A 24,869-nucleotide genomic window follows, 5' to 3' on the forward strand; every position below is an offset into this window, starting at 1 on the left:
TAAAGATTTTGTACAGAAGAAAACAAGCTTCTACATAACATTGAAAATAGGAGTAAAGATGATGGATTTGACTACAACTTATATGGGGATGAAATTGCGATCGCCTCTTGTTCCCTCTGCATCACCTCTATCTGAGGACATTGACAACATTCGGCAGATGGAAGACGCGGGTGCAGCAGCGATAGTCATGCATTCGCTGTTTGAGGAACAGTTGCGCCTAGAATATTATGAACTCCATCATCACCTTACCCAAGGTACTGAAAGTTTTCCTGAAGCCTTAACTTACTTCCCTAATTCAACCAGCTTTTGGGTGGGGCCAGAAACTTATTTAGAGCATATCCATAAAGCTAAAGAAAAGGTGAACATTCCGATTATTGCCAGCCTCAATGGATCATCCGTTGGTGGATGGACAAACTATGCCAAACAAATTCAGCAAGCAGGAGCAAACGCACTGGAATTGAATATTTACTACGTTCCTACCGATATGGAACTAACAAGTAATGAAATTGAACAGACCTATATTAATATTCTTCGTGCAGTCAAAGCAGTAGTAACTATCCCCGTAGCAGTCAAACTCAGCCCTTATTTCACAAATACAGCAAATATGGCAAAACGTTTGGATGAGGTGGGGGCTGATGCTTTAGTACTATTTAACCGCTTTTATCAACCCGATATTAATCTCAATCTTCTGGAGGTTGAGCCTAATGTGCTGTTAAGTACACCGCAGTCCATGCGATTACCTCTGCGATGGATTGCAATTCTCTATGGACGCATTCATGCTGATTTAGCTGCAACCAGTGGTATCCACAGAGGAAATGATGCGTTAAAAATGCTCATGGCTGGTGCCAAGATTACGATGCTTTGCTCAGTACTGTTACAACATGGTATTAGCCACATTCGAGTCGTTGAGCAGGAAATACGCGAATGGATGGAAAAATACGAATACGAATCAGTACAGCAAATGCAGGGGAGTATGAGCCAAAAGTATTGCCCAAATCCCAGTGCTTTTGAACGTGCTCAGTATATGCGATCGCTTGCTACCTATAAACCTGAATGGGCAGCCACTCATGATACATCATATTATTTTGGTTAAAAGGGATAACACGAAAGACTGATGACTGATGACGGTTAACGGTTAACCGTTAACGGCGGCGGGGCGGCTATCCCGGACAACCCAAAAAGCAAGTGGGCTTCCCGCCGCCTCGGTGATGATCTGACGGTGGCGATCGCAGTCGCAGAAGCTCTCTGACAGTTACACCTGCGCTGACTAATTGATTAACAGCAAAAAAATATGACAGCAGAGCATGGCTTGATTCTGGACTTCACAACTGTTCTAGGTGCTTCAGCATTAGGAGGATATTTAGCTAACCGACTGCGGCAACCTGTTTTGCTGGGTTATTTAGTGGCTGGATTGGCTCTAGGCCCTTATGGCTTCAAGCTGTTAAGCGATGTACCACGGATTCAATCCCTAGCATCAATTGGTGTAGCTTTTTTGTTATTTGCCCTAGGTGTGGAATTTTCTTTAGCAGAGTTGAAGCGGGTCAAGGATATTGCAATTAAGGGTAGTTTGTTGCAAATTGGGCTAACTACGGCTTTGGTGGCATTTTTAACAATTGCGTTGGGTTGGGTTGAGAACTTTACACAAGGCATTTTTTTAGGGGTGGTTCTATCCCTGTCCTCCACAGCAGTAGTATTGAAAACTTTGACAGAACGAGGTGAAACGAATACAGTCCACGGTCAAGTCATGCTGGCAATTTTAATTGCTCAGGATTTAGCGTTGGGATTGATGTTAGCATTTTTACCTGTCCTCAACCAACCAGAAAGACTTGCTTGGGCGATAGGTATGGCTTTGCTGAAAGTTTTGCTATTTTTAGCATTAGCGATCGCTTTTGGTCGTTGGATAGTGCCGAAGTTAATTAGTAACGTGGCAGCTACGGAAAGCACAGAGTTATTTGTCCTGACCGTAATTGCTCTATGTTTGGGTGTGGCTTTGGTGACAGCTAAACTGGGTCTGTCAATCGAGATGGGTGCATTTATTGCCGGGTTAATGGTTTCGGAAATTGAACATGCAGATCATGCCCTCGCCAAAGTTTTACCTTTAAGAGATACCTTTGCTTGTCTATTCTTTGCTTCTATTGGAATGCTGATCGATCCAGTCGCACTCATCCAAAATTTGGGGCTAGTTTTGGGACTGGTAACTCTAGTCATGCTGGGTAAAGCAATTGTTGTGATGCCAATCATTTTTAAATTTGGCTATTCCCTCAAGACTACCATCCTTACCAGTCTGGGGATTAATCAGATTGGAGAGTTTTCTTTTGTCTTAGCTTTAGCAGGTTTACAACTCCAACTTATTCCCGAAAGAACTTATTTTCTACTATTAGAGACAACAGCAATTACACTAGTTCTGACTCCCATATCGCTCAAAATTGCGCCGCAGTTGGTAGAACATCTCACCCAAATCCCGTTTTTTGCTAAATCACTGCGACAATTTACAGAACCCAACATCTTCTCAATTCCAGAAACTATTAGTGGTCATGTTGTGGTTGCAGGTTACGGAAGAGTCGGGCAAGTGATTGTGAATATTTTGCTCAATCAGGGATATGTAGTCTTAGTCATTGAAAATAGTGAAGCCGCTATTCAAAGATTGAGAATGCAGCGCATCCCCTACATTTTTGGTGATGCTGATTCCGAATTAGTATTAGAGAAAACTCATTTAGAAACTGCCAAAGCCCTAGCAATTGCCTTACCTGATCCTGCCAGTTCGCGATTACTTCTAAAACGCGCATTAGCGATCGCTCCTAAATTAGATGTAATTGCGCGATCGCACCATGATAATGAAATTGACCTGCTCACGCAAATGGGAGCCAAGGAAGTCGTCCAACCAGAATTTGAAGCCGCCCTAGAATTAGGCGCACATCTCCTAGCCACTTTAGGGGCAGCAAAAAGCCAGATTGATCGAGTAATTACTGATATTCGCACCGACAGATATCGTAGTATCAGACCAGGGAGATGAATATAGTTTCTAATGCTTGACCAGCTGAACTTGCCATTCATCTGCGATCGGCAAAATCAACAATATACCATTTGCTAGATTCGGCTGGCTTACTGAGTGAAGAAAATAACAGATATATGCAGAAGTACGATAAGTAATAAAATGGAAGTTGCCATTCGCAAGACAGCACAGATCCTTGAGCAAGTTCATCAATCAGAGTCGGCACTTGGGCTAAAAAACGAAGCCTGTCGTTCAAAATTCTTTATTCATCCTAATTCCACATCAAAAGTTTGCCTATTCTTGCATGGTTTCACGGCAGGGCCTTACCAGTTTGAGCCAATCGGCAAAGCTTTTTTTAAAGCAGGATACAACGTTTTGATTCCTTTACAACCCGGTCATGGACGCTCAGGTAACTGGAGCCGTCAAAATCCTCCACCACTCCCAACAGATATTCAGATATATCAGGAATTTGTCATCAAATGGTTGCAGATTGCCAAAACGATAGGTCAACAAGTTGTAATTGGTGGATTATCTACAGGTGGAACTTTAGCTGCTTGGTTAGCTTTAAAGCATCCCCAGCAGATTGACCGCACCTTATTGTTCACCCCTTATTTGGGTAGCCGCTATTCACTATTCGATCAACTGATCAAAATTTTGCCAATTTACTTTGAATGGTTCAACAAAGATGCATCAGGCAATTTTGGTTATAAAGGTTTTTATCTCAAGGCATTACGGATATTTCTTGAATTGGGAGGTCAGGTTTTAGAAAAGGCTCAAGGCTGTGTTTCTGCCCCTATGTTAATGGTATGTAGTGAAGGAGATCAGGCTGTTAGTCGCTCCAAACAGCAGGATTTTTTCCGAAGAGTACTTAAGCAGCAACCGAAATCCTGGTATTACTGTTTCGATGATTCGCTTCACATTGAACACCGGATGATGACGAAACTGGAAGACAATGATTATGAGGAACTAGTAATTACCCTTGCTAAAGCATTTGTTGAGAGTGATTTGAGTTGGGTCGAGTTTCAGCAAATGGCAAAGCTGATAGCGCAAGGGCAAATGTATGACCAAATAATGCGAGAATTCAACTTTGATGGACAAGTTTCTCAACAACTATCTGCAATGATGACTCAAGGTTTTGGCTGTGAGCATCTTAAATGTATCAATCCAGATTCATAATAATTTTTACATTTACCTAATGACTGATGACTGATGACTGATGACTGATGACTGATGGTTGTTAACCGTCAACAGTCAACAGTTAACAGTTAACAACCATCAAGAGTGTTTATATACTTTAAGACGCGCATCAGCTTACTATCTCTAATCAGTACTTTTCACCCTTTTAAACAAAGCCCGATAAACAGGTTCGCCCTTTTTTTGCGTACCTATTTCCCGTTCTGTAGGGACTGGTAGCGGGTTTTCAGCCAACCATTCTTCTGTACCCACTTTCTGATAAGCTGGGTGAGCAGCAAAGCGATCGCGCATTTCCACTGCAACAAATTCCATATCTGATTGCAGAAAGACAACTCCTCCAACCGCAAGATAACTGGCTAATTCTACTACTAGTTCTGGTTGTACTACACGACGTTTAGCATGACGGGTTTTAAACCAAGGATCGGGGAATTGAATTGTAACACGTTGTAAACTTCCTGAGGGGAGGGAAGATAACAGCGATTGCAGTGAGTTATTCACATTGCAAAATAAGTAGTGCAGGTTTGTTAAAGCCAACTCAGAACGTAATTTATTCGCCTCCACCACCAGCGGTTCCCGAATTTCTAAGCCGAGAAAATTCCAGTTGGGTTCTATTTGGGCTATATTCACCAAAAACTGCCCCTTAGCACAGCCAATATCTAAATGTAGTGGTTGATTTGGCTTTGCATAAATTTTTTCCCAGTCAAGGGGGCTTGCTGGTGTTTGATACTTTTTACCCAGTGGATTAACATGCTGGCGGACTCGGACTGCTGCCAAAATTTGCTCTCCTTTATGTGAAAATATCTTGTTAATTCTGATACCAATTTTTGCGAGTGTTCCTTTAATTACATCTTGGAAAGCTTTATCCATTTCTGCTGTTTGTCTCAGTAGAAATGATAAACTATGGTTTCATTTTTCAGACCTTATTTAGTGACAAGTCTAGTAAATAACGGTTATAAAAGTAAGAGCTTATAAAGCCAATTTAGATTGTTGTCTTAAATTTACCCCGTGGTATTTTAATTTAAGCAATTTTACACCAAGCAACCTTTTCGTTCATTGCTCTTGTTAATTAGCTAGAGCTTATAAAGGGTAAATTATTATACTCTTTTTCAACTAGATATTTGGGTTAGCCTTCGAGTCAAAAAAAGGCAATACATGCTAGAATTGTATCAAATTATGGCAATTATTCAAGAGCAATTTAGAATAATTTTGCGCTTTGTTGAGTAAAAAAGCTAAAATCTACGATTTTTGGAGATTTTTAGGTTATGACAACCTCACAGGAGAGGATTATCCCGATAGACTTGCGAACCGAAATGTCGCAGTCTTATCTGGAATACGCCATGAGCGTGATTGTGGGTCGGGCGTTGCCAGATGCCAGGGATGGTCTAAAACCTGTGCATCGTCGCATTCTTTACGCAATGCACGAGCTAGGTCTGCTCCACGATCGCCCGTTTAAGAAATGCGCCCGTGTGGTGGGGGAAGTGTTGGGTAAATATCACCCCCACGGCGACACGGCAGTATATGATGCCTTGGTGCGGATGGCGCAGGATTTTTCCATGCGATCGCCCCTAGTAAACGGACATGGTAACTTCGGTTCGGTAGACAACGATCCGCCAGCCGCAATGCGGTACACAGAATGCCGCTTACAAGCTTTAACTAGCGCTGGGCTACTGCATGACATCGAGTATGAAACCGTAGATTTCGCAGATAACTTCGACGGTTCCCAGCAAGAACCCACAGTCTTACCAGCACGGATTCCCCAATTATTGCTCAACGGTTCCTCTGGGATTGCCGTGGGCATGGCAACCAACATTCCGCCGCACAATTTGGGTGAATTAATTGATGCTTTGGTGGCTGTAATCCACAATCCAGAAATCACCGATCTCGAATTAATGCAGTATGTCCACGGCCCAGACTTTCCGACTGGGGCGCAAATTTTAGGCACATCTGCCATTCGAGAAGCTTACACCACCGGGCGTGGTTCCATCACCATGCGTGGTGTCGCTAACATTGAAACCGTTGAACAACGGGGACGGCCGGATAGAGAAGCAATTATCATTACCGAATTGCCCTATCAAACCAATAAAGCGGCGCTGATTGAAAAAATCGCCGAAATGGTGAACGAAAAGCGGCTAGAGGGCATCGCAGATATCCGGGATGAAAGCGATCGCGACGGGATGCGAGTTGTTATCGAACTCAAGCGTGATGCTTATCCCCGCGTTGTCCTGAACAACCTTTACAAACAAACGCCACTGCAAGCCAACTTCGGCGCAAATATGCTGGCGTTGGTGAATAGCGAACCCCAGGTACTCACCCTCAAGCAATTCTTAAGCGTCTTCTTAGATTTCCGCATCGAATCCATTGCCAGACGCACCCGCTACGAACTGCGGAAAGCTGAAGAACGCGATCATCTTCTGCAAGGGTTATTGATTGCCTTGTCCCAGTTAGATCCGATTATTGTCTTGATTCGCCATGCTCCCGATGCGCCCACAGCCAAAGGCGAGTTGATCACAACTTACGGACTTTCGGAAGTGCAAGCAGATGCAATTTTGCAGATGCAATTGCGACGGTTGACTGCCTTAGAAGCAGACAAAATTCGTTTGGAACACGAGGAATTACAAGCGAAAATTACCGACTTGCAAGATATCTTGGCACGCCGCGAGAGGGTGCTGGAAATTATCGAAACTGAAGTCGGGCAACTGAAAACTAGCTTCGCCACACCCCGCCGCACGGTGATTTTACCAGGGGAAGGAGAATTAGACGATCGCGACCTAATTGCCAATGAAAAAGCAATAATTCTGGTTACAGAACAAGGCTACATCAAACGGATGCCAGTTAATACCTTTGAAGCACAAAGCCGTGCTACCAGAGGTAAAGCCGCAGCTAAGGTAAAAGATGATGATACCATTGAGCATTTTTTGACTTGCTGCGATCACGACAGTATTTTATTCTTTAGTGAGCGTGGTGTTGTTTATTGCCTGAGAGCGTATCAAATTCCAGCGAGTTCGCGTACTAGTCGCGGGACACCTATTGTCCAGATGCTACCCATTCCCAAAGAGGAAAAAATTACCTCGATTGTACCCGTTGACGAGTTTAGCAACGAAGAATATCTGGTCATGCTCACTAAGGGCGGCAATATCAAGAAAACCGAATTGGCAGCCTTTAGTCACATTCGCGCCAATGGTTTGATTGCCATTTCCTTAGAAGAAGGCGACCAACTGCGCTGGGTGCGACGCGCTAGAGTTGAGGACAGTGTAATTATTGGTTCTCGTAACGGAATGGCGATTAACTTCCGGTGCAACCACGAACAACTGCGTCCTTTAAGTAGAGCGACTCGTGGCGTGAAAGCCATGAAACTCAAAAATAAAGATGAACTAGTGGGTATGGATATTCTCCCCGCAGCAATTCTTGAAACTTTGGATGTTACAGAAGCCGAAATTGAAGATATCGAAACAGTCGAAGCAGTCGAAGCAATCGAAACAATCGAAACAGAAGATATCGAAATTACCGAAACTAATGAAGAGTCCGCAGAAGTGCCTAGCAGTGGCGTAGTTGGCCCTTGGGTGTTGGTAATTACAATGGGAGGATATGGTAAGCGCGTACCAGTTGCCCAGTTCCGCCTGCAAAACCGTGCTGGTCAGGGTTTAATGGCAACCAAGTTCAAAAACCGCAAAAACAAAGATAAGTTGGCAACCCTACGCATTGTCAACAATGATGATGATGAAATCATGATGGTGACAAATCGCGGTATTATCATCCGTCAAGCGGTAAATGCTATTTCTATCCAATCGCGATCGGCAACTGGAGTCAGAGTGCAGCGTTTAGACGAAGATGACGCTATTACCGGAGTTGCAATAGTTCCACCTGATGCTGTCGATGCAGAAGAAGCAGAATAAAAAGCAGGGAGAGAGGTTAACCGCCTTACTCCCTTATTTAACTGCCTTAGCTAGCGGCATTTTAATGGGGCTAACCGTAGCCCCAGTAGGTGCATGGTTTTTGGCTTGGATTGCCCTAGTCCCCTTATGGGTGCTAGTTGTTACTTCAACTAAAGGCAAAAACCAATCCCCCCCGGCTTTCCTCTGGGGTATTGGTTATCACGGTGTCGCCCTATCTTGGATTACCGGAATTCATCCGATGACATGGCTGGGCGTTCCTTGGTTGCCAAGTTTGGCAATCACTCTTTTTTGTTGGGGATTTATCAGTGTCTTAGGTGGGGTATTCCTTACTATTTGGGCGGCTGTAATGGTTCGCCTGGGTGGAAAAAAACCGTGGTTACGTGTTCTGATTGGTACAGCCCTCTGGTGCGGCTTAGAGAGTCTATGGAGTGCCGGCCCCCTGTGGTGGAGTTCTATTGCTTACACGCAAAGTCCGCACAATCTCGTAATTGTACATCTGGGTCAACTCTCTGGGCCTAATACTGTGACAGCAGCAATAGTTGCTGTTAATGGTTTAATTGCTGAAGGATGGATAAACCACAGAGGCACAGAGGGCGCAGAGAAAATTTCCTCTGCGTCCTCTGCGCCTCTGCGGTTCGTTAATAAATACTGGGTTATCGCCACAGGATTATTAATTACCTTACACCTCATCGGTTTTTTCTTATACAGTCGTCCCATCGCCCAACCCCCAGAAGCGGCGTTAAAAGTGGGGATTGTTCAAGGTAATATCCCGAACCGACTTCTCCGAAGTTCCGAAGGGTTTCGTCGCGCCCAAGAAAATTACACTAATGGGTATTTAACTTTAGCAGACCAAGGTGTAGATGCAGTTCTCACCCCAGAAGGAGCCTTACCTATTTTCCAACGTAACTTGTTGGGAACTGCCTTAGTCGCAGCAGTGAAGAAAAAAGGCGTAGTTGCTTGGATTGGGGCTTTTGGCGAACGGGGAGACAGTTATACAATTAGCTTATTTACTTTCAATAGTGAGGGTGAAATTGTCAGCCGCTACGATAAGTCCAAACTAGTACCTCTGGGAGAATATATTCCCTTTGAAGAAATTTTAGGCGGACTAGTTCAACGCTTGTCGCCTTTGGAGGCACACCAAGTTCCTGGTTCAGCAAATCAGATATTTGACACTCCATTTGGTCGTGCGATCGCTAGTATATGTTATGAATCTGCTTTTCCTGAACAATTTCGCCGTCAAGCTGCTATGGGTGGGCAATTTATCCTCAGTTCTTCTAATGATGCCCATTACAGTGCATCCATGCCATTTCAGCACCATGCACAGGATATCATGCGGGCAATTGAAACTGATAGATGGTCAGCACGGGCAACGAATACAGGATATTCAGCCTTTGTAGATCCTCACGGTAAAACTTTGTGGATATCTGGATATAATACTTACGAAACTCATGCTGAAACAATTTATCGGCGACAGACACAAACTTTATATGTGCGTTGGAGTGATTGGTTAACACCTTTGTTGCTGGGATTAAGTGTCTTAGGGTGGTTTGTGCAAAAGGTAATTAATTGAAAAAAATTATATTTTGCTAGAAACTAACTCTTGAAATGCACAGTTTGAGCCAATTTGCAATTATTCATAAGGCTGTAATTTGAATACAATATTTCACCCCAATTTAAGTTTAAAAAAACTGTATAAGCGATAATTTGCTGACTTTCAGGTGTTTTAATAAAGTTATTACCGAAAGTCTAGTGGAAGCAAAAACATGAAAGGTTTTAGGAAGTTATCCTCAATAGCACTATTGCTATGTGCCTTTGTGTATCCGCCCTCATTAGCTGAAGCCAAGGATATTTCTTTAACTAATGCTCGCAATGAACAGAGTGCTGCGCCAGATGCCAACCTAGTTGGAGATAAAACCGGAGAGCTTTTAATTGCTCAACGGCGGCCAGGACGATACCAAATTATTCGACGACGGCAGATTATCCGACGCCGCCAGCCTTTTGGAAGATACCAAAATATCCGACGAAGGCAGCCTTTTGGAAGATACCAAAATATTCGACCACGGCGCTCTTTTGGAAGATACCAAAATATCCAACGACGGCAGCAGTTTAGACAACGGCAGTTTATCCAACGACGGCAGCCTTACGGAAGATACCAGATTATCAGACGACGGTATTGATGATAGCTGATGCAACTAACTAATGGTTAGTGGTTGAATCACCAACCACTAACCACTAACTATTGTTATCTTCTAATGACTTGCTACTACCTCTCCTTCAAGGCGAACTAGTCGGTCTGCCAAAAGTTTTTCAAGGTCTTCTAATGCCTTGGTAAAACCTTTGATGCCCTCGTCTAGTTTGTCGGTTGCCATGCGGTCAGCAGCGTGCATTTTATCATAGCTAGCTTTGTCAATGGATATCTTTTCGATTTCCAAGCTTGCCGCCTTGGCGGGGTCAAGTTTACGTGGCAGTTCTGCAACAGTTGACTGCAATTCAGCCAAAAGTGACGGTGAAATAGTCAGCAAATCACTACCTGCAAGTTCAGTAATTTCACCAAGATTACGGAAGCTAGCTCCCATAACTTCAGTTTTATAGCCAAATTTCTTGTAGTAGTTGTAGATTTTGGTGACAGACAAAACTCCCGGATCTTCGGCTGCTGGATAGCTATCGCGTCCGGTATCTTTTTTATACCAGTCGAGAATCCGACCGACGAAAGGAGAAATTAGGGTAACGCCAGCTTCTGCACAGGCGATCGCTTGGTGAAGACCAAACAACAAGGTAAGGTTACAGTGAATACCTTCTTTTTCGAGAATTTCCGCAGCGCGAATGCCTTCCCAGGTGGTGGCAATTTTAATTAAAACGCGATCGCGGCCAATTCCAGCGGCTTTATACTGAGCAATTAAGTCCCGTGCTTTAGTCAGAGTAGCTTCGGTATCGTAGGACAAGCGAGCATCTACTTCTGTAGACACACGACCGGGAATAATTTGTAAAATCTTTAATCCAAAAGCAACTGCTAAACGGTCAAAAGCTAGAGAAACTATCTGTGCTTGGGTGGCTCCGTCTCCAGCATCTTTTTTGGCCTGGAGTAAAGTTTGATCGACAATTCCCTGATATTCTGGCATTTGCGCCGCAGCAGTAATCAGAGAAGGATTGGTGGTGGCATCTTGGGGTTTGAACTTTTCAATTGCCTGGATATCCCCCGTATCCGCGACCACAACAGTCACTTCTCGCAATTGTTCCAGTAAATTCTTAGACATAAAATACTCCGTGATGAATGTTACAGGATTTACTTATTCCCCAGTTCTTTACACTCTTTACTCTTCCTTCAATTCTGATTCTGGCAATTTTTCTTAATCATTGCCCAATTTTGCTTACTATCTTGAGCCACAGCCCTATTCTAAGTGCCTTATGCCGAAATTGGCTGTCCAATGGAATGCACTTTGATTAAACTAGTTGTGCCCGATTTACCAATTGGAACACCAGAGGTAATCACTACTTTATCGCCCTTATTCGCTAGGCCCATGACTACAACTGTGTTCACTACATTGGTAAACATCTCTTCGGCATTATGAACTGGTGGGATCAGCAAAGCTTCTACACCCCAAGAAAGGGCTAGTTGGCGATAAGCAGTGATGTCAGAGGTGAGGGCAATAATGGGAGAAGTTGGCCGATATTTAGACACCATTCTCGCCGTACTTCCTGATGAAGTGTTACAGAGAATTGCCCGTGAGCCTGTTTCATAGGCGATGCGACACACGGATTCTGCCACAGATTCGGTAACGCTGAGACTGCCTGCTTCATGACACCAGGCGTGTTTGCTACCCTCATCTAGAGCCTGTTCTGTCCGCACGGCGATGTTATGCATCATCTGGACGGCGGCGATGGGATATTGTCCGACAGCTGTTTCACCAGAAAGCATTACCGCATCCGTACCATCCAAGATGGAGTTGGCAACATCGGTTGCTTCGGCGCGGGTGGGGTCAGGGGCGCTAATCATCGACTCTAGCATTTGGGTGGCTGTAATCACTGGCTTGCCAGCACGATTGCAACGGCGAATAATATCTTTTTGAATTAGGGGTACTTCGTGAATTGGTACTTCTACCCCTAAATCGCCACGGGCAATCATAATCGCGTCGGCAACCTTAAGAATGGAGTCAAAATTCTCTACTGCTTCTGCTCTTTCGATTTTGGCAATTAAGCGGATGGAAGCGCCAGCTGCTTCAATCATCCGTCGTGCGGGTTCTAAGTCTTGTGGCGATTGCACAAAGGACACCGCTACCCAATCTACACCCAACTGAATCCCAAAGCGCAGATCCAGCAAGTCTTTTTCGGTGATGGAATTAACAGGTAAAGGAGTTTGTGGTAAGTTTACTCCTTTATGTGTGGAAATTAACCCGCCAGTTTTCACTTGGGCACGAATGCGATCGGCATCACGAGCAGTAACAATCAACTTGACGCGACCATCATTAATTAAAATCGGTTCGCCTGGTCGCACCATTGCGAATAAAGTCGGCAATGGTAGGGGTAGTTCGTCGATACTGTCACCCTTTTCTTGCAAAACAAAGGTGACTTCACTACCAGCTTCCAGATTTAACCCTTCTGGTGGTAACGTTCCCAAGCGAATCTTGGGGCCACACAGGTCTTGCATAATTGCGATCGGCTTTTGCTGCTCAGTACTAATTTGCCTGAGATACTGAGCCGTTTGGGCGTGAAATTCATAGGCTCCGTGGGAAAAATTCAGCCGAGCCACATTCATCCCAGCTTCTACTAAAGCTTGCAGCTTTTCGGGTGCAGATGTAGCCGGCCCAACAGTACAAATGATTTTGGTTCGACGCATAGGGATTAGGGGTGGTTGAGGAGTAACCTGCAAATTTGGATGGTTTATACCAATTCGTAATTCGTAATTCGTAATTAAGAGACTTCGCATCCAAATTCACATGTGCTTCATATCACTGGTTTGCTAAATAAAGGTACTAAATTACGTTTTATTTTCGGAGTATTTACCATTTGACCCAGATCCCAAAAGTCAAGGGTCAAAAGTCAAAAGTTAATCACCAATGACCAATGACCAATGACTAATGACCAATCAAACCACAGCAGCTGTCGGTACGAGTTTTTCCTTCTGTGACATAGATAACATCAGGTCAATCACGCGATTCGAGTAGCCCCACTCGTTGTCATACCAGGCAATTACCTTGAAAAAGTTGGAATTCAACTCAATCCCAGCACCTGCATCGAAGATACTGGAATGGGTATCGCCTTGAAAATCTGTGGAAACTACTTCTTCATCTGTGTAACCCAGGATACCCGCTAGCGAACCTGCGGCAGCTTCCTTCATGGCAGCACAGATTTCCTTATAACTGGTGGCTTTGGCAGTTTTGAAAGTTAAATCAACTACAGAGACATCAGGAGTCGGAACTCGTAATGCCATACCAGTTAACCTACCCTTCAATTCTGGTAAAACCAGTGCTACGGCTTTAGCTGCGCCTGTGGAGGAGGGAATAATATTCTGGCTTGCACCTCGACCACCCCGCCAGTCTTTCTTGCTGGGGCCGTCTACAGTTGGCTGAGTGGCAGTCATGGCGTGGACTGTGGTCATTAACCCTTCGGTCAACCCAAAGTTGTCATTGATGACCTTAGCTATGGGAGCTAGACAGTTTGTAGTGCAGCTAGCATTGGAGACAATGATATCCTTGCTGGAGTCAAATAGGTGATGATTTACACCCATTAGTAGGGTAGGAACTTTATCTGGATCTTTGGTGGGAGCGGAAATTACCACACGCTTTGCACCTGCTTTCAGGTGGTTGGCGGCTCCTTCGTAGTCAGTGAAGAGTCCGGTGGCTTCTACGACATAATCTGCACCTAATTTTCCCCAAGGTAACTCTGCTGGATTTCTCATCGACACACAAGGAATGAAATGTCCGTCAATGAGAATGCCGTCTTCCCTGGCTTCAACCTTTTGCTTTAATTTCCCGTGGGTTGAGTCGTACTTTAATAGGTAAGCGAGGTTATCTGGTGGTACTAGGTCGTTAATTCCCACAAACTCGATGTTGGGGTTATCGATGCCAGCACGAAGCACGAGTCGCCCGATTCGGCCGAAGCCATTGATACCAACTTTCAATTTAGTCAAGATTAAACCTCCCGTTGTGGAAGTTGAACAAAAGGAGAAAGTTAAAAGTCAAAATAGATTGCCTTTTACTCTTTACTTTATGATCGTGACAGTTTCAGTCGGTTAAGGCATATTTACTTGGCATCTTTTAAGGATTGGGGGATTGGGGATTGGGGATTAAATAATTTTCTTTTGCAACCCACGATTGGTTAGGAGGTAAACAGCGAAAGTTCCTAGCCAGTGACTAGCTGCATAATGTTCAATTACAACATTTGTTAGTCCATGCTGACGATGGTGAAGGGCAGCAGAGCGAAGTGTTTCTATGCGGCGATCGCTATTTGCCAATCCAGAAATGATCCCCTCAAGCATCCAAGCACGACTGAGATTAAGACCGTAGAAGTGGGCTTGCATATAATCTTGAGGATTATCTACTCCGGCAGGTTCTAACCAATTTGCTGAATTATCAATGGGTATTTGTGGAAGAAAATCGGTGAGCCAGTCAGTGAAAGCTGTTGTTGGGAGAACTCGCCGCATCAGGTCTGCTTCAGCAAGGCCAGGAGAGAGAAAATCGTAGCCTAGCGGCTCGAATTGTAAGGAGTAGTTGCGATCGCAAAGATAGAATTGCTTTGCTTTGTTCTCCAATAACTGAGTGAAATCAATATTTTCAGTAATCCGTGCCCAATCCAGCATCAAACCAAGTGCAAAAGCTGTTTGGTTATGCATCCCTGTGCGATTTGGGAGTTTCAGTGAGTCAATCCAGCGGTGTAAGTTCCCTACAATCAACTTTTCTAGTGGTTCCAATACAACCCGCCATTCTTTCGCTTGAGCATGATTCCACTCGTGAAGTTCGGCAGCTAATTGCAGAAGCCATGCCACACCATAAGGAAATTCAAAAAAGCACAGCCGTTGAAAATGGGAAATTTCTCCTTGAATCTTCTCAGGTGTTAGGCTCTGCTCAAGTGCTTGCTTTGACGCTGCATTGAAAGAGGCTTCAGGAAAGTGACGCATGAGACGCACCAACAACCAGTGACCATGTACGGCTGAATGCCAATCTAAGCAGCCATAAAAAGCAGGAGTCAATTCACGCGGTGGTTTTATATCCTCGTCGCTATCAGCCCAATACAGACCACTATGGGGATATTCCCGCCCGATACAATCCAGCACCAATTGAGCAAATTGTGCCGCGATCGTTTCATTAATCTCCAAATTATCGGGTGGCATGGTCATTTATACCAATTCTGTATGAAGATGCACTAAACCATATTAAGGACAAGGACATTGTATCGGGATGCATTGTAAGGGGACGCATTAACAATGCATCTCAATGAAAGTTATAGATCACAAAGACGCGATAAATCTCCGTCTTTACAATCATCAGTCCTTTGTAGAGACGGCGATTTATCGCGTCTCTTGCCTTAACCAAACCGTATTGCAATGCATCCCGACGCATTCGCATTGCAAGGTATTGCAAATTTAATTCGCTAGGAATTAACCATCACTTGTACTTCAGGTTTTAACTTAGCTTCTGCTTCCAGAAATTCAGCCACTTGAGCCTCAATTTGATCCCGGACAATTTGGCGATACTCCAAGAAATGCTCAATTTGGGCACAAACAGCTAAGTAGCTACTCACCCCGCCCGGATTATGCTGATACATATTCCACAAGTTGCGCCAGAATTGCCAGCGCGTCTGACGACGTACACCCTGCCGCCAACAAATAATTAGAAACGCTCGGAGTACTTTCCAGTTCAATGGTTTCTTGGCAGCTTTGCCTTTTTTCGGGTAGGTTGCTTCGCCCAAAAGCCGGAAATGTTTATATGTACGCTCCAAAAACCGCTCTGGCTCATACAAATCACAGAACGCCTGCACATATTCACGAGCGATGTCTTCTAACGGTCGAGTTGGGACAAAATTCATCAACGTGGTTTGGTTGATATTCGCAGATTTATTGCGGAGTCGTCCTTCCTTTTCTAATCTATGCCAAAGGGCTGTATCTGGAAGCGCTTGCAACATACTAAATAAGGCCGTGGGAATTGCTGTTTGCTCGACAAACTTGACAATTCGTGCGCCGGCTCCCGCTTTCTCGCCATCAAACCCAATGATAAAGCCTGCCATGACTCGCAACCCTGAGCGGGTAATTCTATTTACCGCCTCACTGAGTGAGTCTCTGGTATTCTGGTATTTCTGAGTGAAAGTGAGACTTTCTTCATCGGGGGTTTCAATTCCCAGAAAAACGGCTCCAAAATTACACGCTACCATCAAATCCATCAGTTCTTGATCTTGGGCTAAATCAACTGAAGCTTCTGTGGCAAAGGAAAAGGGATAGTTATGTTCTACCATCCAGGGTAGAAGAGACTTCAGAAATAATTTGACATTCCGCTTATTACCGATGAAGTTGTCATCCACCATAAAAATACTGCGTCGCCAACCCAATTTGTAGAGATAATCAAGTTCTGCTAAGAGTTGCTCCGGGTTTTTGGTGCGGGGTTTGCGACCGTACAGCACAATAATGTCGCAGAATTCACACTGGAAGGGACATCCACGCGAAAATTGCACGGACATCTCCGCGTAGGCTTCAAATTCTAGCAAGTCAAAGCGAGGAGTTGGAGTATTGGTAACATCTGGTTTTTCACCGCCAGAGCGAAAAATTCCTGTGCGATCGCCCCGTGCGATCGCTTCTACAAATAAGGGTAGGGTAATTTCCCCTTCGTCCAATATCAAGTAATCTGCTCCAGCAGATGTCATTTCATCTGGTAACGCTGTCGGGAAAGGGCCACCCACAGCTACCCGTTTACCTCTTTGTTTCGCTTCTAATATCTGAGAGAGCAAATCCTCTTTTTGCACAATCATCGCCGACATAATAACCAAATCTGCCCAAGCCCATTCTGCTTCCGTACAGACGCGAACATTTCGATCTACTAACTTATACTCCCATTCTTGAGGTAATATCGCGGCTACAGTAACCAAGCCTAAAGGCGGTAGCATTGCTTTCCGGTCTAATAAAGCCAGTGTTTTTTCAAAAGACCAAAAACTTTTTGGAAAACGGGGGTATAGAAGTAAAACATTCATATTTGATGCTTATAAACCTTGATTTTAGCTGCTGGTTGAGTTCACATACAACTTAGCCACTCTGATAACACACTTAGAGAAGCCTTTGTATGTAGTAGCTGTAAACTCTACTATGACTGATTTAGACAAAGCAATATTTTTTAATACTGCTTTTAGATTAGAGAGGACTCAAAATTGCTCAAGAGTGCGAGAAGTGCGATCGCCCATGATTACATGGACAAGGAATGCGGGACGAAAGAATGTTCAACCTATTGGTTGATAGTTTCTAGATATGGTAGCGGTTGGTGAAAACCCTGAAGTGAAGCATCGACATTCCTAACGCCATAATTCCCTCTTAACACTAGGGCGTGTCTGTAAACTACAAAATCTATGGTTCTGAACTTTTGAAGATTACTTCAGGATTACGTCTTTCTTTTTCTGGAGGATGTTAATTTCTTAAAAATTCTTTACAAAATCGACTTTGCAGACAGCCAGGGGGGTAAAGAGGAGAAAAAACCCCAATTTATCGGGGGGGTTGGGGGGATCTTTGAGAGACAAACATGTTAGCCGAATCATATTGGGACGGATATAAACCAGTAGGAGTTCAATATCTGCTCTTTTTCCGGCTTGGCAAATTGGCAACTCTGAGAAAATTAATTGTGTTATGTTCAACACTATACAAGGTGTATTTGCACTTTCAAGCTATTTAGACGGGCTGCAACCCGTCTTTATTTATCCCTAGATCCTTTTAACCTATTACTCCTGAAAGGGGGTGCAGTATTGTTAAATGAAAGCTATGCTTAGTTTCAGCTTTCAGATAGCGTTCTTGCAAGGGTTGCCACTCCTGCCATGACTGGTAGCGATTTTCAGTTAACAAAGTAGCAAGGGTAGGCAGTTCAGTCTGAATTTCTGACTTGAAGACATCTGTAAGCCAATCAGTTAAGACCGCACTATCTTGCATCGTACCCAAAATTTCTTGGATACTTTTTACTTCTGTAAGATAAGCTGCATAAGACTCGCCATATAACTCAGTAAATAACTCCATCTGGTAGCGTATACGTTTAGCTTCTTTCCGCAAACTGTGAAGAATTTCACCTTCTGTTGTTAATTGTTTTTCTATCTTTTCTGGTTCCCAATTTTTATGGATTTTCACTTCTGATTCCACAAATTGAGTGCCAACTAGCCAACCCGGATGCAGTAAAAAGTTACTCACTTCTGGTAAAAGTAAATCTGGTAGTACCTGCTGAATAGTGAAAGATGCCAAAGGTTGATAATTAGGTTTCTCTAACCACTTGTCTAATGCATCTTTTAAAGACTTATAAGACTCATCTTTTAACGTTTTCTGCACACTCGATAGTACATCTTCGCGTTGTTTAGCTAAAGCTTTGAAAGCTGTTTGCAAAGATTCCTGTTCTTTGCGGGGTAAGTTTGGTTTGTAATTGTTTTCCAAACTTTCTTTGAGTACATCTAAATCTCGGAGACTACCAAGACGACGGGCTATTTTACCAATATTTTTATCGCTAATTGGTTTCGGCACATCCACCGCTACCCCAAACCGAGTTACCGCTGTGCGTAAGCGACGCATTCCCACTCGCATTTGGTGTAGCGCTTCTGGGTCTTCATCTTTCTTCACTGATTTTTCCCACTTCAAGGTTTTCTTAAAGTGTTTCTCAATCGCTTGGTAGGCGTAGTCCCCTAGAGTTTTTACTGTGGGTTGTGTGGCTAATTTCATAATTGATCTTAAATGACGATTACCTCATGAGGTTATTGCATAATAACATTAGTTAAAAATTTGCATCTGCTTTTGATATTTTTTATTCAATGAGAATTATAAAGTATGCTTATACTCTTGAAGACTTGCATCCTCTTTTAGCAACATATAATATCTATCAAAAGGATAAGAGCAGATTCTGCCTTGATATTTGATATCATTTGTAGATTTTAAATATTTTTGTTAGAGCCTTGAGTTTCCATTATAATAACATAATTAACATTTTTATAACTATTAAGATGATTTGGAATGCCAAGCTTACATTTGCTCAATCAAGTTATTTTGACTTTTGTAGATAATTTTAAAGAACATAGAGAAGACTTATCTGCTGTGCTGCTAACACACCAGAAGTATTTATGGTTGGGGTCAGATGAAACCTCAACTATTGAACGTCTTTCTTTAGTTGATACTGATAAATTTACAGGTCATCAACAATTTAGGGTAGCCGAATTTATCAATTTACCTGCGCCAGAAGACCAAGAAATTGACATAGAAGGACTTGCTTATACAGATAATTACTTATGGTTTGTTGGTTCTCATAGTTACAAACGCAAAAAAGCTAAACCTGATAAAACTGATGCACAAAACTTTAAAAGACTAGCAAAAATTGAATCAGAACCCAACCGTTACCTCTTAGGACGAATTCCTTTGATAGAAGGTAAGCTATTCTCATCTTGCCCACACCCCCAGAATCCAGATGTGCAGTTGAATGCCGCTAAACTAGAGGTGACAAATGAGGGTAATTTACTAATGACAGCTTTAGCAGATGACCCCCATTTAGGCTTGTTCCTTAAGGCAGCAATTGCGGGGAAAGATAACGGCTTTGATATTGAAGGAATAGGCATTTATCAAAACCGTATTTTTTTGGGTTTGCGTGGCCCTGTATTGCGGGGCTGGGCTGTAGTGCTGGAAATTGAGTTAGAAGATTCTAGCCCTGGAATTTTGAAACTGCGGCAAATTGGAGAAGCAAAGGAGTTATATAAAAAGCATTTTATCTGGTTGAATGGTTTGGGAATTCGGGATTTGTATGTAGATGGACAAGATTTGTTGATTTTAGCTGGGCCAACGATGGATTTAGATGGGCCCGTGCAAGTTTATCGCTGGATAAATGGCGTTAACTTGCGAGAAAATGTCTTCAGCAATCCAGATTTTGTGCAAGATATTCCTTATGGAAATCGGGAAGACCACGCTGAAGGAATGACACTGTTTCAGGATGTAAATGGCATACCTTCGCTATTAGTAGTTTATGATTCTCCAGCAAAAACTAGGTTGGTGGGTGATGCTGGTGTAATAGCAGATGTGTTTCAACTGGGATAATTTAAAGGTTAGTGGAGATTGCTTGTACAGGACAGGTGGGGATACATTGTTCGCAGACGATACAACGCGATCGCGTGAACATCAACTTGTACGTCTCTGGGTGGAGGGTGAGGGCTTCGGTAGGACAAACCCCAGTACACAAGCCACAGTGGACACACACATCCTCATCGATCGCAATTTCGCCTAAAGTATAAGAAACGTTAACATGACGCGATCGCATCCACTCGATCGCCGCATCTAATTGATCGATATCTCCCGATAGTTCCACTACTAGTTTACCAATTTGATTTGGGGCAACTTGGGCGCGAATAATATTGGCGGCGACGTTGAACTCTTTAGCCAGTACGTAAGTGACTGGCATTTGTACGGCGCGTCTCGGAAAGGTAAGCGTTACTCGTTTTTTCACAGGTTTAGCAGAGAGTTTTTTCTGTTGTAGCGTATTGAGAGTTTTATAACTCTAAAGATAATTACTCAGGTAGAGGATGCAATGGAGTGTTCTCTCCCTGCCCTTTACCTCAAGATACATAGCTTATACCATTACCATCTTTGTAATAAATAAATCAGCTGTACGTTCTTACTAGAGAAGATATTTCGTGAACGTGAAATAGTATTACACTAGAAAACTATGGTGAAAGTTTGCTTACCTTTAACCAGTTGCTTAAGCACCTTGTCTGGTTAATTGAGATGGTAGGTAGATTAATGTCGTGCTGTACTAAGAGAACCTGGAAATAAAGTATAGCGTTTCCCACTCAGATGCGGTACAACATTATATCGACAGATGTAAGGGCACGGCAGTGCCGTGCCCCTATGGGTGTACTTCTAAGCAGGCAGCTATAAAAATCTAATCAAAAATTTATCAATATTGATATTATTAATAATGAGTATAAACCCAAAATATAAACCGTTTAGAAGATGCTTTCAAATTTAGCATTAATATTAATTTATTTTGCAATTTCAGCTTATTGCTTGTTACCTGTTGCATCCATATTCGGAAAGCTTTTAACATGAAAATTTTAGTTGTAGAAGATGACGAGTTAAATGCCTATGCACTCACCGCCGTTTTGAATAACCAAAACTATGCGGTTGAAATTGCCACTGATGGTGAGGCGGCTTGGGATTTTATTCAAACTTACGATTATGATTTAATCCTCTTAGATGTAGTATTGCCCAAGCTGGACGGTATTAGTCTTTGTCGTAAAATCCGGTCTAGTGGTCTGCAAATGCCAATATTGTTATTGACAGGGCGCAATAGTAGTCATGAGAAAGCGATCGGATTAGATGCAGGCGCAGATGACTATGTAGTTAAACCCTTTGACCAAGAGGAGTTAATTGCTCGGATTAGAGCGCTGTTGCGTCGCAAAGGCGTAACCTCGCAACCTGTGCTGGAGTATGGTAAGTTGCGGCTAGACCCTAGTAGCTGTGAAGTTAATTATGCTGGCAATCTGTTACCACTTACCCCAAAAGAGTTTGCTCTATTAGAACTATTCTTGCGAAATAGTCGCCGCGTGTTTAGCTGCGACATGATTTTAGAACATCTTTGGTCTTATGAAGATACTCCACAAGAAGAAGCTGTTCGTACTCATATTAAAGGGTTACGACACAAACTTAAAGCTGTAGGAGCGCCCAGTGATTTGGTTGAAACAGTTTATGGTATCGGCTATCGTCTGAAAACGCTTGAAGAAGGGGAGCCGAGTGGCAGGGGAACAAAGGGTCAGGAGAGCAGAGGGGAATTAGCTCATGCAAAGTCCCCAGTCCCAAATCTCAAATCACAGCAGCAAGCGTTAATGGCAGTTGCGGAAATTTGGCAACGATTTCAAGGGCGAGTAGACGAGCAGGTAAGAGTGCTAGAGCAAGCGATCGCAGCTTTAAACCAAAATAGTTTAAATCCCGAATTGCGATCGCTTGCAGCCAAAGAGGCGCATACCTTGGCAGGATCTTTAGGTACTTTTGGTTTGCCTCTTGGATCAAAATTGGCACGCAATATTGAACTGCTACTGAGTTTTGATCAAACCTTGAGTAAATCTGAGATCAGCAACCTCGAAAGTTGGGTAAAGTTATTGCGTCGGGAAATTCACGGAAACGACGTAGCGGCAATATCTGCATCACCAACCCCACAGGTATTAAAAACAGTGACGCAACCGCTGCAAAATCACCCCCATGCAGAAACTAAAATATTGGTTGTGGATGATGATCCGCAAATTCAGGCATTGTTGCAAACCTTACTTAGTCCTTGGGGACTTAAAGCGATCGCTCTTGAAGATCCACTTCAGTTCTGGGGAACTTTAGAAGCAGTTGCGCCAGATATGCTGATTCTGGATGTGGAATTACCCCATACAAATGGTATAGAACTTTGCCGATTGGTACGCAACGATCCGCACTGGAGTGAGTTACCCATCTTATTCCTCACTGTGCATAGCGATGCCGAGATGGTAAATCAGGTGTTTAGCATTGGTGCTGATGACTTTGTAAGCAAGCCAATTGTGGGGCCAGAACTAGTAACCCGGATTGTTAATCGCTTAGAACGGTTAAAATTGCGGCAACGCGTGGCACAGGGGGGCAGGAGAACAAAGAGAGAAACTTCTCCCTCATCCCTTAATGACCAAGCCATCAACGAACTGGAATTGAGAGTAGCAGAGCGCACCGCCGAGTTAATTACCGTGAATCAACAGTTGCAGTCACAACTTGATGAACGTCAGCGAACACAGGAAGAATTACGCTTCTCTCAAGCCCGATTTGCCCGAATTTTAGATATTGCTGATGATGCAATTATTTCCATCAACGGGTTCCAACGCATCACCTTGTTTAATCAAGGAGCAGAGAAGATTTTTGGCTACTCTGCCCAGGAAGTGATTGGCCAAGGTCTTGATTTACTCTTACCGCAGCGCTTTTTCCAAGCGCATCGTCAACATGTGGTTGACTTTGGCCAATCTCCCAATCTTGCCCGCCGGATGGGAGAACGACGGGAAATCTATGGTCGCCGCAAGGATGGGACTGAATTTCCAGCGGAGGCTTCCATCTCTAAAATTGATATGGGCAAGGAAATATTTTATACAGTTATCTTGCGAGATGTCACAGAGCGCAAGCAAATCGAACGCATGAAAGATGAATTTGTCTCTGTTGTTAGTCATGAACTCCGCACACCTTTAACTTCAATTTACGGGTCTCTAGGAATGCTAGCCAGTGGTTTACTACCGACAGACTCAGACCAGGGAAAACGCCTGCTGCAAATTGCTACTGATAGCACCGAACGCCTAGTACGCTTAATCAACGACATTCTAGACATTGAGCGGATCGAGTCGGGTAAAGCGAAGATGGAGCCAGAAATCTGCGATATTGTTGATCTGATCACTCAAGCAGTAAATGTCATGCAGCCTCTGGCTGACAAAGCCGGAGTGACACTATCCATTTCTGCCCTATCCGGTCAAGTATTGGCAGATTGCGATCGCATTGTCCAAACCTTGACCAATCTACTGAGTAACGCCATTAAATTTTCGTCTGCTGGTTCTACGGTTTGGTTGGGGGCGCAACAACAAGGTGATGAAGTTGTGTTGACAGTCAAAGATACTGGACGCGGTATCCCAACTGACAAACTTGAGAGTATCTTTGAGCGCTTTCAACAAGTTGACTCCTCAGATTCACGCAACCATGATGGTACTGGTTTGGGTTTAGCAATTTGTAAGAGCATTATGCAACAGCACGGCGGGCGCATTTGGGCTGAAAGTGTATTGGGTGAAGGTAGCACTTTTTACGTCACTCTGCCGTTGTTTGGGACTGTCCAAAATCCTGATTTAGAAGACTCTTCCAACATTCCTGTAATTTCTAATCGTTACGAGCAAATCACAAATAGGCAACTAAGTCCAGAACCAGAATTTTTGACCAAAAGGCGTGTGACTACCGAAGAATTTGAACAACGCGTGATGGAGTTACTTCAGCGAATTACCCTGAACCAACAAAAGGATAGCAGTGATGACAACAAAGCAAATTCTAGTGGTTGATAACGAGCAGTATATTCAAGAAGTTGCCAAGATTTGCTTGGAAACAGTTGCAGGCTGGAAAGTTGAGACAGCGAGTTCTGGTAAGGAGGGCATAATAAAAGCCGAGACTTACCAACCAGATGCGATTTTACTAGATGTGATGATGCCAGAGATGGATGGTATCGCTACCTTTGAAAAGTTACAAGCCAATCCGTTAACTAAAGCAATACCGGTAATTTTGTTAACTGCCAAAATTCAAGCTTCTGATCGCCATCGCTATACCCAGATGGGAATGATCAGTGCGATCGCTAAACCATTCAATCCTCTAGAATTAGCTAATGAAGTAGCCGTAGCGTTGGGCTGGAGTCTAGAAAAGTAGAGGTTCGCATCTGTGCGCCCCTACTCTATGGTTTTCAAACCTCGTTTCCAGCCTCTGGCTGGAAATGCTGCTCAATGCGGTTCTGTAGCGAGTAAGAGAGGCGGGAGCCTCAATGAAGCGCATTCCCAGTCTGAGACTATTGGTGACAACTTAAGACTCATGTAAGCTTGTCAACAGGTGCATCAAGGGAAAAAAA

At 43.5% G+C, this 24,869-nt stretch carries 17 protein-coding genes; 9 read left to right on the top strand and 8 right to left on the bottom strand.

Annotated features, from left to right (window positions below):
• Positions 1-61: 61 nt before the first annotated feature.
• The 3 genes from ACEYW6_RS25930 (at position 62) to ACEYW6_RS25940 (ending at position 4,168) form a co-directional block, all read left to right on the top strand.
• Positions 62-1,093 carry a dihydroorotate dehydrogenase-like protein gene (locus ACEYW6_RS25930; protein ID WP_412982029.1) on the top strand — a complete coding sequence of 344 codons (1,032 nt, stop codon included), beginning with the start codon at positions 62-64 and terminating at the stop codon, positions 1,091-1,093.
• 198 nt (positions 1,094-1,291) lie between these two features.
• Complete coding sequence (locus ACEYW6_RS25935) at positions 1,292-3,013, top strand: cation:proton antiporter (RefSeq protein ID WP_412982018.1); 1,722 nt, start codon at positions 1,292-1,294, stop codon at positions 3,011-3,013.
• 141 nt (positions 3,014-3,154) lie between these two features.
• Positions 3,155-4,168 (top strand): alpha/beta hydrolase, encoded by a 1,014-nt coding sequence (locus tag ACEYW6_RS25940; RefSeq protein ID WP_412982019.1) that lies wholly within the window; start codon positions 3,155-3,157, stop codon positions 4,166-4,168.
• A gap of 144 nt (positions 4,169-4,312) precedes the next feature.
• Here ACEYW6_RS25940 and trmB read toward each other — a convergent pair whose 3' ends face one another.
• A complete protein-coding gene (gene trmB, locus ACEYW6_RS25945; protein ID WP_412982030.1) occupies positions 4,313-4,960 on the bottom strand; it encodes a tRNA (guanosine(46)-N7)-methyltransferase TrmB in 648 nt (215 codons plus the stop codon).
• A gap of 488 nt (positions 4,961-5,448) precedes the next feature.
• Here trmB and gyrA point away from each other — a divergent pair, with 488 nt between their 5' ends.
• From gyrA to ACEYW6_RS25960, 3 genes are all read left to right on the top strand, one after another.
• Positions 5,449-8,079 carry a DNA topoisomerase (ATP-hydrolyzing) subunit A gene (gyrA, locus tag ACEYW6_RS25950; RefSeq protein WP_412982020.1) on the top strand — a complete coding sequence of 877 codons (2,631 nt, stop codon included), beginning with the start codon at positions 5,449-5,451 and terminating at the stop codon, positions 8,077-8,079.
• Complete coding sequence (lnt, locus tag ACEYW6_RS25955; protein ID WP_412982021.1) at positions 8,060-9,649, top strand: apolipoprotein N-acyltransferase; 1,590 nt, start codon at positions 8,060-8,062, stop codon at positions 9,647-9,649. Before gyrA ends, lnt begins: the two co-directional genes overlap by 20 nt.
• A gap of 193 nt (positions 9,650-9,842) precedes the next feature.
• Positions 9,843-10,256 carry a hypothetical protein gene (locus ACEYW6_RS25960; protein WP_412982022.1) on the top strand — a complete coding sequence of 138 codons (414 nt, stop codon included), beginning with the start codon at positions 9,843-9,845 and terminating at the stop codon, positions 10,254-10,256.
• A gap of 72 nt (positions 10,257-10,328) precedes the next feature.
• On the opposite strand, the gene ACEYW6_RS25965 is transcribed toward ACEYW6_RS25960, so the two are convergent.
• The 6 genes from ACEYW6_RS25965 to ACEYW6_RS25990 form a co-directional block, all read right to left on the bottom strand.
• Positions 10,329-11,333, bottom strand: coding sequence for a transaldolase (locus ACEYW6_RS25965; protein WP_412982023.1), 1,005 nt, complete (start codon positions 11,331-11,333; stop codon positions 10,329-10,331).
• A gap of 149 nt (positions 11,334-11,482) precedes the next feature.
• On the bottom strand, positions 11,483-12,913 hold the full coding sequence (gene pyk / locus ACEYW6_RS25970) for a pyruvate kinase (RefSeq protein WP_412982031.1): 1,431 nt from the start codon (positions 12,911-12,913) through the stop codon (positions 11,483-11,485).
• Positions 12,914-13,162: 249 nt separating this feature from the next.
• The gene (gene gap, locus ACEYW6_RS25975; RefSeq protein ID WP_412982024.1) at positions 13,163-14,206 is read right to left on the bottom strand and encodes a type I glyceraldehyde-3-phosphate dehydrogenase; all 1,044 of its coding nucleotides are present in this window, start codon (positions 14,204-14,206) and stop codon (positions 13,163-13,165) included.
• Between the two features lie 156 nt (positions 14,207-14,362).
• Positions 14,363-15,412 (bottom strand): DUF2891 domain-containing protein, encoded by a 1,050-nt coding sequence (locus ACEYW6_RS25980; RefSeq protein ID WP_412982025.1) that lies wholly within the window; start codon positions 15,410-15,412, stop codon positions 14,363-14,365.
• A 254-nt stretch (positions 15,413-15,666) separates the two neighbouring features.
• Positions 15,667-17,253, bottom strand: coding sequence for a B12-binding domain-containing radical SAM protein (locus tag ACEYW6_RS25985; RefSeq protein ID WP_412982026.1), 1,587 nt, complete (start codon positions 17,251-17,253; stop codon positions 15,667-15,669).
• Positions 17,254-17,980: 727 nt separating this feature from the next.
• Positions 17,981-18,964, bottom strand: a complete 984-nt coding sequence (locus ACEYW6_RS25990) for a CHAD domain-containing protein (RefSeq protein WP_190893745.1) — start codon at positions 18,962-18,964, stop codon at positions 17,981-17,983.
• Positions 18,965-19,252: 288 nt separating this feature from the next.
• Between ACEYW6_RS25990 and ACEYW6_RS25995 the strand changes: the two genes are divergently transcribed.
• Positions 19,253-20,320 (top strand): DUF3616 domain-containing protein, encoded by a 1,068-nt coding sequence (locus ACEYW6_RS25995; RefSeq protein WP_412982027.1) that lies wholly within the window; start codon positions 19,253-19,255, stop codon positions 20,318-20,320.
• Between the two features lies 1 nt (position 20,321).
• Here ACEYW6_RS25995 and ACEYW6_RS26000 read toward each other — a convergent pair whose 3' ends face one another.
• On the bottom strand, positions 20,322-20,726 hold the full coding sequence (locus ACEYW6_RS26000; protein WP_190893747.1) for an NIL domain-containing protein: 405 nt from the start codon (positions 20,724-20,726) through the stop codon (positions 20,322-20,324).
• A 598-nt stretch (positions 20,727-21,324) separates the two neighbouring features.
• On the opposite strand from ACEYW6_RS26000, the gene ACEYW6_RS26005 reads away from it, so the two are divergent.
• Together ACEYW6_RS26005 and ACEYW6_RS26010 are read left to right on the top strand one after the other, a co-directional pair.
• Positions 21,325-24,315: a response regulator gene (locus ACEYW6_RS26005; RefSeq protein ID WP_412982028.1), complete on the top strand. Its 2,991-nt coding sequence runs from the start codon at positions 21,325-21,327 to the stop codon at positions 24,313-24,315.
• The gene (locus ACEYW6_RS26010; RefSeq protein WP_190893749.1) at positions 24,287-24,673 is read left to right on the top strand and encodes a response regulator; all 387 of its coding nucleotides are present in this window, start codon (positions 24,287-24,289) and stop codon (positions 24,671-24,673) included. The genes ACEYW6_RS26005 and ACEYW6_RS26010 overlap by 29 nt, the downstream gene beginning before the upstream one ends.
• The last annotated feature ends 196 nt before the right edge of the window (positions 24,674-24,869 follow it).

The sequence above is a fragment of the Nostoc sp. UIC 10607 genome (assembly GCF_047228265.1).
GTDB classification, from domain to species: Bacteria; Cyanobacteriota; Cyanobacteriia; order Cyanobacteriales; family Nostocaceae; genus Nostoc; species Nostoc foliaceum_A.